This window comes from Akkermansiaceae bacterium (assembly GCA_024233115.1).
Taxonomy (GTDB): Bacteria; Verrucomicrobiota; Verrucomicrobiia; order Verrucomicrobiales; family Akkermansiaceae; genus Oceaniferula.
Genome location: JACKQB010000006.1, coordinates 369,454 through 380,387, shown reverse-complemented (window position 1 = coordinate 380,387; position 10,934 = coordinate 369,454). Strand labels below are relative to the sequence as shown.

Sequence of the window (10,934 nt, the reverse complement as noted above, 5' to 3'; positions counted from 1 at the left end):
GTGGGCAGGGCTGGATTCGAACCAGCGTACTCATACGAGAGCAGATTTACAGTCTGCCGCCTTTAACCACTCGGCCACCTACCCTTTTTAGGTTGTTTATCCACCGGTCGCTGGTCAGTTCAATCGGTGCGTCTTCGCCTGTTTTTCCAAACAGGGCTGAGGGCGGGGAGTTCTTACGTCTCCGCACGCTGGCTGACAAGGGAAAAATGGGGATTTTTCCATCCTTCGATTTTCGTGCCATTTTTTTGTGGGAATCGGTGATTGGTATTTTTTGCCGCGCTATTAAAATCGTGTGTATGGAGACGATTCTTGCCATTGAGACCAGCGTGCCGGAGGCGAGCATTGCTTTGTGGAGCGATGGCGTCTGGCTGTTTGACCAGGGATTTACCAGTGATAGAAACCATAACTCGGTGATCTTCGACTGCCTGGGCGAGGCTCTGGAATCTCTCCAGGGCAGGGCGCTTACGGCTGTGGTCGTGGGCACCGGGCCTGGAAGCTACAGCGGCACCCGGATAGGGATTGCTGCGGCCCAGGGCGTGGCGATAGCCCGTGGTTGCCCGGCTGTCGGGATCGGCTCGCTGGCCGCCACTCCGGTTGCGCGAAGTCATGGAGCAGTGGGGGCGGTAGGGGAGTCCATGGCCGTTGGTGATGCTCGCAGGGGGATGTATTTTATTTCCCGGATAGCGGCAACTGGAGAGGCGATGGAGGCCGGACTGATGGATGCCGGGGAGTTTGCCGCACGCCTCCGGGAGGCTCCTGGCACGGCATTGTTTACCTTCGACGATCCCGCTAGGCTGGGGCTTGACGAGGAACTTGCTTCAAGAGTCCTGCGGACGCGGCCTGAAGCGCGGTTATTGATCGATGTCTGGCTGGGGCTGGACGAATCCAGGCGACGGGAATTAAGCCACCGCCCATTGTCTCCCTCTTATCTGCGTGCGCCATTCACCTCGAAAGCCAAGTCCGGTCATCCGCTCTTGCGCCAGGATTGATGCTCCACGATGCAGGAAAAGGGGTCAAATGATTGAATAAAATGCCCATGGAAACGGTCGAACACCCGGATGTAGTGTCCCCGGATGCAGGGGCGTATTCCGACCTCTTCCCCCAGACCGCGTTATGAAAAGGATCCATTTTCCACTTTCTCTCACGCTGTGCGTGTTGATCACATCCTGTGCCACGGAGCTTGCCGATCACCGTATGGTGAGTGATGCGTGGCTGGATACGAGCCCTAGGAGGCCGCAGCTTCCAGCACGTCCGTCTGACGGAATAACCCACTGGAACGCAGGCCTACCCTCGGCCCGTGCTGTCAGCATGGCGCGGAAAAGCAGCGCGAAGGCAGGTCGCCCGGTTTCCCATCCAACCCCGGTGCCCCGGAGTGATTACGCTGGGCAGGAAAGCTATGATCTGTCCCCAGGTTATATCACTGGCTACCGGTCACATTACCGTAGCCGCGGAGGACACCCGCGTCATGGGCGTTACCAGTCGCAGAGACAGGTTTATGAGCGCACGGTTGAAAAAGTGGGGCCGTCGATTGTTCCACGCATGGATGTCCCCCTGATCGACAGGTCAGCCGGTGCCAGCTCGTCGACCCAATACACCTACCCTGCGAGGGACTATGCAGGCGGTTCCCGGCAACCTGGCAACAAACCTCATACTGCGTCTACCCGGGGAGGCCGCGGCCGACGCTAGCGTCCATGGGCGGATGGTGGAAGCAGCATCCATTGCCATCCTGGATGGAGTAAATGGCCTCTTTGTGACCCTTTGGCAGGGCTTTTTGATGCCAGCGAATACCTGCGATTAGCTTGGGATTGGCCTTGACTGCGTAGTTGTTAGGTAGTGTTATGGGGCCGTCCAACCCATATTACTCCACGAATGTTTAAAAGTATGATTAACCGTATCGCGCAGCACGTCTTGATGGTGGCTGGTTTTGTTCTGATGTTAGGCAGTGTCTCGACCAGTCATGCCCAGGATTTCGAAGGTAAGAATATATCTTCCGTAAGCATCCGTTATAATGGTCCGCGCACCGTCGACGAAGCCCGGATCCGGGGTTTCATGGAGACACGTGCGGGTCAGCCCTACAGCGCTGCCCGTCTCGACGACGATGTCCGCTCACTTTATGAAAGTGGACTCGTCGACGATATACGCTTTTTCGCCGAAGCTGTGGGTGCTGGGGTCAAGGTGATTGCCGAGGTCAAAACACGGGCCAAGATTGTGGCTGTTGGTTTTGTCGGGAATACCAAATTCTCCAATAAAAAACTCGCCAGCGTCACCAAGCTGAAGGCTGGTGGTGTGATGAGCGATGAAGCCATCCTCACTGCACGCCGCAACATCCAGGATCACTACCGTGGCTTTGGCTATGCGGATGTCACAGTGACACACCGGATCCAGGCGGCCAACGTTGCCGGTGCCGCTGAGCTGGTGTTGATCATCGATGAAGGAGCCCGCTCAGAGGTGCGAAAGATCCGTTTTGTCGGTAACACCGCCATCCAGTCGCATGTGCTCCGCAACGAGATGAAGACCAAACAAAAGGGTTGGTTCTCATTTTTCACCAAGTCCGGTCGTATTGATAATGTGAAGCTGGATGAAGACCTTGACCGGGTGCTCGACTACTACCGTGACCGTGGGTATCTCCGGGTATCCGCCACTGTGGGCCGTGCTCCGGTGGACGATGGGCGAGTGGATCTTGTGATCACCATCACTGAGGGAGCCCGATACAAGGTGGCCCGCATTGGCTTTGGGAAAATGACTGTTTTCCAATCCTCTGAACTTGCTCCGGCACTGACTCTCAATGCAGGTGATGGCTATTCTGTCACCAAGATGCGTGCTGATATGCGCACCATACGCAGCTACTACGGATCACGTGGATATGCCGATGCCGCAGTCAGCCCTGACATCCGCAACGTCACGGCTACCAGTGTCGCCATTACTTATCGCATCGTCGAAGGCCGCCGCTACCGTGTTGGGCGGGTCACTATCGAAGGTAACGACAAGACCCAGGACCGGGTGATCCGCCGCGAGCTTCCCATGAAGCCGGGCGACCACCTTAACTCCGTCGAGATGGATACCACGCGCCGTCGCCTGAAGAACATGAACTACTTCAACGACGTCCAGGTCAGTGCCTCGCCAAGCGCCCAGACCGGCTATCGCGATATCAACATCCTCGTCAACGAGAAGAAAACCGGTTCGATCAGCTTCGGTATCGGATTCAGCTCAGTGGACAGCATCGTCGGTTACGTCAACCTCGAGCAGACCAACTTCGATATCACCAACTGGGGTAGCTTCACGGGTGCCGGTCAGCGGTTCAGCACCAAGGTGCAAATCGGTAGCCAGCGCACCGACTTCCGCATGTCCTGGGTGGAGCCCTGGTTCCTTGGCCAGCGCCTCGCACTGGGTACTGAGATCTTCTACCGTGATGCGCTTTATTTCAGCTCCGAGTACGAGCAGAGCCAGTATGGTTTTGCCCTCTCCCTGCGCAAGCCTGTGAGCAAGCGTGCCTATGTGCGCGCCGAGTACCGTATTGAGGATATCACCATTGATGCGGACACCGGCACGTCTCCCGTGTTTATTGCTGAAGACGGTGACTACCTCCGCAGCGCCATCAGTCTCAACTACGTCTACGATAGCCGTGATAGCAACCAATTGCCACGCAAGGGGCACAAGCTGGACTTTGGTGTCACCTACGCCGGTGGTGTTCTGGGTGGTGATGTCGATGTCTTCATCGTCAGCGCAAGCGGTTCTAAATTCTGGAACCTTTGGGGCGACAGTATCTTATCAGTCCAGGGAGCTGTCACTGTTGCTGACACCCATGGCGACAGTCCCATGGTGCCGATCTTTGACCGTGAGATGCTCGGTGGACCACACTCACTCCGTGGATTTGAAAACCGTGACGTGGGACCCCGTGATATGATTACTAATGAAGTCTTCGGTGGTAACTCCTCGGCCTTTGCCTCGGTCGAATACACCTTCCCGCTCATCGAGCGTGTCCGTGGTGCCGTCTTCTACGACATCGGAACCGTCAACGCATCCTCCTGGCAATTTGGCAATGGCTTCTACCACGATGCTGGTGTGGGTCTCCGCCTCAACCTGCCGTTCGGACCGCTGGCCATCGACTACGCGGTGCCTCTCGGAACACCATCGGGCGACCCACAAGCCGACAAAGGCGGCCAGTTCCAGTTCTATCTGGATTACAAGTTCTAGGGTTTAATCCCGCAACTGCGGGATCCACGCAACTGCGGGATCCAAATACCAAAGCCCTTCGGGCTAACAGAACGACTCAATGATTTCAAAGCCCCCAGGCCATGGCTACCTGGGGGCTTTTTTTATTTCGCTTCCCGTGCTGTGTTTTCCCTCGGCGGGATCTATGATGGAGTTTCCCTCACCCGGTTCCAGCTGGAGAGATTCGTTTTTACTTGTCGATGATCACCTTGGTGCCGGCCCATTGGTCGCCCAGGCGGAGAAGGCCTTCGGGGGCATCCTGCTTGGTGCAGAGGATGATGAATTCGACGAGTGGGAAAAAGGGGATGAAGAGCACGGCGTTGCGGATCAGGCCGGGGCTCCAGTTTCCTGAGAGGCTTGCGCCATCGGTGGTGACGGCACGGAGGCCGAGGAGTTTTTTACCGACGCTGCGCCCGTCCAGGAAGGGGATGCAGTCCCTGAAAAGCAGGTAGGCCCAGCTCACCAGTGAAAGAAGGGTGCCTATTTTAGGAAGGGCAAACCCTACAATACCGGAAATAACGATCGACAGCCCGATCATCACCCCGATGTCGATCAGGTAGGCCCCAGCCCGCTGTCCAAGGCTGGCTTGGGCTGTGGTTGGCGTCTTTACTGGGGTGCTTGCTGTAAGCTCATTGCCGGTTGCGGCGGCTGATTCAGGGGTGGTAGCAGCTTGTTTGGTGGTGGGTTCAGTCATGGTCGGTTGGTTGTTGTTCAAAAAAGTAACGATCCAGCGTTTCGAATATGCAGAAAAAGTTGCCGAGACTCCAGCCTTAATCCTTGCCAAGGCATCCCGACTTACGGAGGATCTAGAGGAACATGGGTGCAATACGTGCAGATTCGATAGTCAAGGAGTATGGTGATGTCCGCGCGCTGGACCATGCCAGTATTACCATCGAGAAGGGAGAACTCTTCTTTTTATTAGGTTCCAGTGGCTGCGGAAAGACCACCTTGCTGCGTTGTATCGCCGGACTGGAAAAACCCAATGAAGGGAGGATCTACTACGGCGACAAGGATGTCACGGAGCTACCGACGCATAAACGCGAGGCGGCCATGGTGTTTCAAAGCTATGCCCTCTGGCCCCACATGTCGGTGGGCCAGAACATCGCCTTTGGCCTTGAAGAGCGGAGGGTGGCAAAAAAGGAGATCGAACAACGTGTCGACGAAGCTCTCGCGATGGTGCATCTCGAGGGGTATGGTGATCGTCGTATCGACCACATGTCCGGTGGCCAGCAACAGCGTGTTGCCTTGGCGCGGGCACTTGTGGTGAAGCCCAAATGTTTGTTGTTAGACGAGCCTTTGTCCAACCTGGATGCCAAGCTTCGTCTCGAAATGCGTTCCGAGATCCGTCGGATCGTCAAAGAAAACAATCTAACAGGTGTCTACGTGACCCACGACCAGGAAGAGGCCTTGTCGATGGCCGACCGGATGGCCATTCTGGATGCGGGCCGGATCGTGCAAACGGGAACGCCTGCTGATATTTACAGAAACCCACTCAGTGCCCATGTGGCCGGGTTTATCGGGGAAACCAACCTCGTTGAGGCGAGTGTGGATCGAATCGTGCGTGATGATGGTCAGCTCGGGGTCCGTGTTTCATCCACGGCCGGTCAGTTTCATGGCCATGTCACCCGGGGCAACTGGCGCCCACAGGAAGGCACCAAGGTGCTGGTATCCATCCGCCCTGAGGCACTCTACGTCGATCATTCCGGCGTGCCGATTAACCGTGTCATGGGCCGGGTGATCGACAGGATGTATCTGGGCAGCAGTGTGCAGTATAAGATCCAGGGGGAAGGCGACCAGCAATGGCATGTAACAGAAACGAACCCCCAGGTGATGAGGGGCGTCGGGGAACAGGTCATGCTTACAGCTGACCCGTCCGATGTCATCATTCTCAAAGCATAACCTGGGATGGGGTAAACGTAGGGTATGAAGTGGATCAACAACAAATCGTTTGTAGCACTCGCACTGGTTGCCTGTGTGGCTACACCTATTTTACTCAGCAAGAAACAGGATGGGGGCGATGTGCGTGTTGAACATGCTGATCGCAGGATTAATATCATTACCCCGCACAACGAAACCATCCGCCGTGAATTTGGCGAAGCGTTTCAATCCTGGTGGAAAGGCAAAACCGGCGAGACGGTGTATGTCAACTGGTTGACCCCTGGAGGGACATCTGAAATCAGAAAGATCCTCGATGGCAAATATGCGGCCGCCGAAAAAGTGGGGGATGAGGGTGTTGGTATCGATATCTTTTTTGGCGGGGGCGATTACGATTTCAAACAGCAGGGTGACAAGGGCCATCTTGCACCGTTGGAAGTGTTTGCACAACATCCCGAATGGTTTGCACAGGATGTGATCCCATCAGCATTCACCGGGGAAACCTACTACGACAAAAACAAATGCTGGGTCGGTGTCTGTCTGTCGCAATTCGGGATTTGTTATAACATCGATGCCCTCAAACGCCGTGGCCTGGAGCCACCCACACAATGGACGGACCTTGCCGATCCCCGTTACTTTGGGGGTATTGCCCTGGCCGATCCCTCGAAAAGCGGCTCAGTGGCACGCGCTTTTGAAATGCTGATCCAACAACAGATGCACGAGGCGCTGGCCGGAGCGAAGCATCGGCCGGGCGAAACCCGGAAGCAGCTGGAGATGCGTGCGCGTAGCGAAGGCTGGGACAGGGGGATCAACCTAATCCAGCGTATCAGTGCCAACGCACGCTACTTCACCGACAGCTCGACCAAGATTCCCCATGATGTGGCGCAGGGGAATGCGGTGGCCGGTATGGCGATTGACTTTTACGGTAGGACTTACGAAGAGATGTTGAAAAAGCACGGCGGCAGCTCGCGGATGCGGTGGATCTCCCCCAAGGGGGGGACCTCGACGAGTGTTGATCCCGTCGCGGTGATGAAAGGGGCGCCCGACCCCGAACTGGCGCAGGCATTTGTCGAGTTCCTGTTGACTCCCCAAGGGCAGTTGCTCTGGAACGCGAAGCCCGGCACGCCGTGCGGCCCGAAATACCGGGCACTCCGGCGGATGCCGATCCGCAGGGACGTTTACACGGCGGAAAACATCAAGCATTTTGCCGACCCGGTGAACCCTTACGAAGAAACCGGTGGCTTTGTGTATCAGCGGGAACTAACAGGAAAGGGGTTCAAGGCGATTCAGTTTATCATCCGGGTGATGTGCCTGGACTCACATGACGAGATCAAGGCCTCATGGCAAAAGCTGGTAGATGCCGGTATGCCCGGGCGTGCGACCAAGGTGTTTTCCGATACCACCCGGGTTTCCTATCAGAACTCAATGGGTTATATCCGGAAACAGATCAACGATGGCACCAAGGTGAAGACCGCGGACATGGGGGTGCAGTTAGGCAAGTATTTCAGGAAAAACTATAAGCTGGCGGGAAAGCTTGCCGAGGAAGGGAAATAAGCACGATGAACAGAACAGCAGCCATTTCCATCACCACCATCGTTGTCCTTATCTTCGGTGTGTTTTTTCTCTATCCTGTGGGGATGACCCTGGCCGTAGCCTTCGAGAACGAGCAGGGCGGCTTCACCTTCGACTACATCATCGGGGTATTTAGCAATCCCGTCTACGTCGAGGGATTGTGGAACTCGCTGATGATGGGGGTTTTTAGCACTTTGCTATCGTTGATGATTGCATTCCCGCTGGCACTTGCATCACATCGCTGGCTTTTTCCCGGGAAAAAATGGCTGGGTGTCCTGATCCTCGCACCGCTGGTGTTGCCTCCATTTGTGGGGGCGGTGGGCATCAAACAAATTCTCGGTGTCAGCGGCTCACTCAACGCCTTGCTCATTGACCTGGGATTGATGAGCGCGGACCAACCGGCAGATTGGCTCGGCGAGGGCAGGTTCTGGGGCGTGGTCGTCATGAATGCGCTGCACCTCTACCCGATCCTCTACATGAACATCGCCGCGACACTCTCGCACCTCGATCCGGCGATGGAACAGGCGGCGCAGAACCTCGGCTGCCCGCCCTGGCGGCGGCTTCGGAAAATCACCCTGCCGCTTTGTATGCCGGGAATTTTTGCTGGCTCTGCCATTGTCTTCATCTGGTCGTTTACCGAGCTGGGGGTGCCTCTGGTCTTTGATTACACCCGGGTAGCCTCTGTGCAGGTTTATGATGGCATCAAGGATCTGAATGCCAACCCGATGCCCTACGCTCTGGTGGGTATCATGCTGATTATTTCCGCAACCGTGTTCGCCGTCTCCAAGGTTGTGTTAGGGAGGACAGGCCTGGGCTCAGCACCACGACCCAAATCCCACGACAGTGAGAAAGCTCTCTCGGGATGGAAAGGCTGGGCGGTGTCGGTTGGTTTTATCTCAGTATTCTGTATCGCCAGCGTGCCGCACCTCGGGGTGCTGCTTCTCTCGGTGACCGGCGATTGGTATGGCACTATCCTCCCGGAGTCGATGACCACCGCGCACTATAGCGAGGCGCTCGGTCATCCGCTGGTGGTGCCCTCGATCAAAAACAGCCTGATCTACGCGTCCGGCTCGACATTGTTGGATATTGTTCTCGGCACCGCCATCGCCTGGGTGGTGGTGCGCAGCACCATCCGCGGCAGGGTGATCCTGGATGCGGTGATGATGCTGCCGCTCGCCGTGCCGGGTTTGGTTCTCGCCTTCGGATACATCGCCGTCACCGAGAAAGGCCAGCCGCTGCACTGGATGGTTGGGGACGCGGGAAACCCGATCTTTTTACTCGTCGCCGCCTATGCCGTTAGGCGGCTGCCCTACGTGGTGCGTGCCGCTGTGGCGGGCCTGCAGCAGAGCAACATCGCTCTCGAAGAAGCGGCGCGGTCGCTTGGTGCCACACCCCTGCGCACCCTCAAACGCGTTGGCGTTCCCCTCATCGGCGCCAACCTCGTGGCGGGCGGAATCCTCGCCTTCGCCTTTGCGATGCTGGAGGTGTCCGACAGCCTGATCCTCGCCCAACAGGCGGAGCACTACCCGATCACTAAGGCCATTTACTCCCTTCTGAGTACCCTGGGAAATGGCCACGAACTCGCGTCCGCCCTCGGTGTCTGGGCGATGGTCTTCCTCGGCATCTCGATCATGGGTGCCTTCGTTATCCTTGGGAAGCGCGGCGGCAGTATCTTCCGGATGTAGGCCGGGGCGGGATTGTCCACATCTGGATTCTCGCGGGGGATTTGTGTTGTATGCCCGCCGGATTTTTGGCTACTTGGCGAGCATGACAAGGGAAGCTTTGAGACTTGGAAAACAAATACTGACTGCGTGTTTTTGTGCCGGGATGATGGCGGCACCCGGCTATGCGCAGGAACAGGCACGCCCCAATGTGCTGATGATCATCGTGGATGACCTGAACGACTGGACCGGGCACCTCGGCGGCCATCCGCAGACGCGCACACCTAACATGGACCGCCTGGCGGGCCAGAGCGTTTCATTCACCAACGCCCACACCCCGGCGCCGCTGTGTGGTCCGGCAAGAACGTCGATGCTCTCCGGGCTCTACCCCCACAGCACCGGTGTCTATGGCCACATTCTCGATGCTGATCTAACAAAGCTGGAGGCGATGAAAGGCCGCCAATTCCTGCCCGGGTTTTTCAAGAGCCAGGGGTATAAAACCCTGGGTGTCGGGAAAATTTACCACATCACCGATGGTCATCATCAGTTTGATGAATACGGCGGTATCTTCGACCGCATGGGGCCGAAACCGGAGCAGAGGTTCAAGTACGACCCGCAGAAATTCGGCGAGGGTGAAACGCAAACCGACTGGGGAGCATTCCCTGAGAGCGATGAGAAAATGCCCGACTACAAAATCGCCGCCTGGTCGGTGGCCAAGCTCGGTGAGCAACACAGCAAACCGTTTTTTATGACCGTCGGTTTTCTCCGCCCCCATGTCCCCTGGTATGTTCCCCCGGCGTGGTTCAAACCATTTCCCACTGAAACCACCCAACTGCCGCCACTCAAGGAGGACGATCTGAATGACCTCCCGGAGTTTAGCCGGAAGCTGCACGCGATCCCCGGGATGCCGCCGTGGCATTGGATGAAAGAGGGTGAGCGGATTGCTGAGGCCGCCGCCGCCTATCTCGCCTGTGTGCATTTTGTGGACGCCCAGGTCGGCAAGGTGCTCGACGCCCTGGAGAAGAGTCCCTACGCGGACAATACCATCGTGATGCTGGTCAGCGACCACGGCTACCATCTCGGTGAGAAACATCGCTGGGCAAAACACTCACTGTGGGAGCGGGCGTTGCGGGTGCCGATGCTGGTGCGTGCTCCGGGGGTGAAACCTGCCAAAGTAAACCAGCCGGTCGGCTTGATCGACGTGTTCCCCACCCTGGTGGATCTCTGCGGCTTGCCGGTTCCTAACAATCTCGACGGCCTGAGCGTCAAGCCGTTGATGAAAGCTTCGGCCGAAGCGGGGGAAAAACCATGGCGGCACGCGGTGATGAGTATTTACGGTCGGGGGAACGTTTCCCTCCGATCGGAAAAGTATCGTTATATTCACTATCAGGACGGCTCGGAGGAACTTTACGACATGCTCGCCGATCCGAACGAGTGGATCAATCTCTGCCACCCGACGATCAAGCCGGAGCTGCAAACCGTGGTGGACGATTTTAGAAAACGCGTGCCCAAGTCCTTCAAACCGTGGTCGCCCTACTCCTACGCCAACATCAACCCCTTGTTTGATGAGGACATCCGCCGTTCACGCGAAAGCACCGGAAGCAAACCATAATC

General features: G+C 56.9%; 8 protein-coding genes and 1 tRNA gene. 7 read left to right on the top strand and 2 right to left on the bottom strand.

Features of this window, described 5'->3' with window-relative positions; translation table 11 throughout:
* Position 1 precedes the first annotated feature (1 nt).
* A tRNA-Tyr gene (locus H7A51_17650) sits at positions 2-84 on the bottom strand.
* 212 nt (positions 85-296) lie between these two features.
* On the opposite strand from H7A51_17650, the gene tsaB reads away from it, so the two are divergent.
* The 3 genes from tsaB (at position 297) to bamA (ending at position 4,194) form a co-directional block, all read left to right on the top strand.
* Positions 297-989, top strand: a complete 693-nt coding sequence (gene tsaB, locus H7A51_17645; protein MCP5538043.1) for a tRNA (adenosine(37)-N6)-threonylcarbamoyltransferase complex dimerization subunit type 1 TsaB — start codon at positions 297-299, stop codon at positions 987-989.
* 124 nt (positions 990-1,113) lie between these two features.
* Positions 1,114-1,686 carry a hypothetical protein gene (locus H7A51_17640; GenBank protein ID MCP5538042.1) on the top strand — a complete coding sequence of 191 codons (573 nt, stop codon included), beginning with the start codon at positions 1,114-1,116 and terminating at the stop codon, positions 1,684-1,686.
* A gap of 195 nt (positions 1,687-1,881) precedes the next feature.
* On the top strand, positions 1,882-4,194 hold the full coding sequence (gene bamA / locus H7A51_17635; protein ID MCP5538041.1) for an outer membrane protein assembly factor BamA: 2,313 nt from the start codon (positions 1,882-1,884) through the stop codon (positions 4,192-4,194).
* 208 nt (positions 4,195-4,402) lie between these two features.
* Here the strand turns inward: bamA and H7A51_17630 are convergent, their stop codons facing one another.
* The gene (locus H7A51_17630) at positions 4,403-4,906 is read right to left on the bottom strand and encodes an RDD family protein (protein MCP5538040.1); all 504 of its coding nucleotides are present in this window, start codon (positions 4,904-4,906) and stop codon (positions 4,403-4,405) included.
* Positions 4,907-5,028: 122 nt separating this feature from the next.
* Between H7A51_17630 and H7A51_17625 the strand changes: the two genes are divergently transcribed.
* The 4 genes from H7A51_17625 (at position 5,029) to H7A51_17610 (ending at position 10,932) form a co-directional block, all read left to right on the top strand.
* Positions 5,029-6,111, top strand: coding sequence for an ABC transporter ATP-binding protein (locus H7A51_17625; protein ID MCP5538039.1), 1,083 nt, complete (start codon positions 5,029-5,031; stop codon positions 6,109-6,111).
* A gap of 24 nt (positions 6,112-6,135) precedes the next feature.
* Entirely contained in the window at positions 6,136-7,641 is a 1,506-nt protein-coding gene (locus H7A51_17620; GenBank protein ID MCP5538038.1) for an extracellular solute-binding protein, read from the top strand.
* Positions 7,642-7,646: 5 nt separating this feature from the next.
* Positions 7,647-9,344 carry an iron ABC transporter permease gene (locus H7A51_17615; protein ID MCP5538037.1) on the top strand — a complete coding sequence of 566 codons (1,698 nt, stop codon included), beginning with the start codon at positions 7,647-7,649 and terminating at the stop codon, positions 9,342-9,344.
* Positions 9,345-9,486: 142 nt separating this feature from the next.
* On the top strand, positions 9,487-10,932 hold the full coding sequence (locus tag H7A51_17610; protein MCP5538036.1) for a sulfatase: 1,446 nt from the start codon (positions 9,487-9,489) through the stop codon (positions 10,930-10,932).
* The last annotated feature ends 2 nt before the right edge of the window (positions 10,933-10,934 follow it).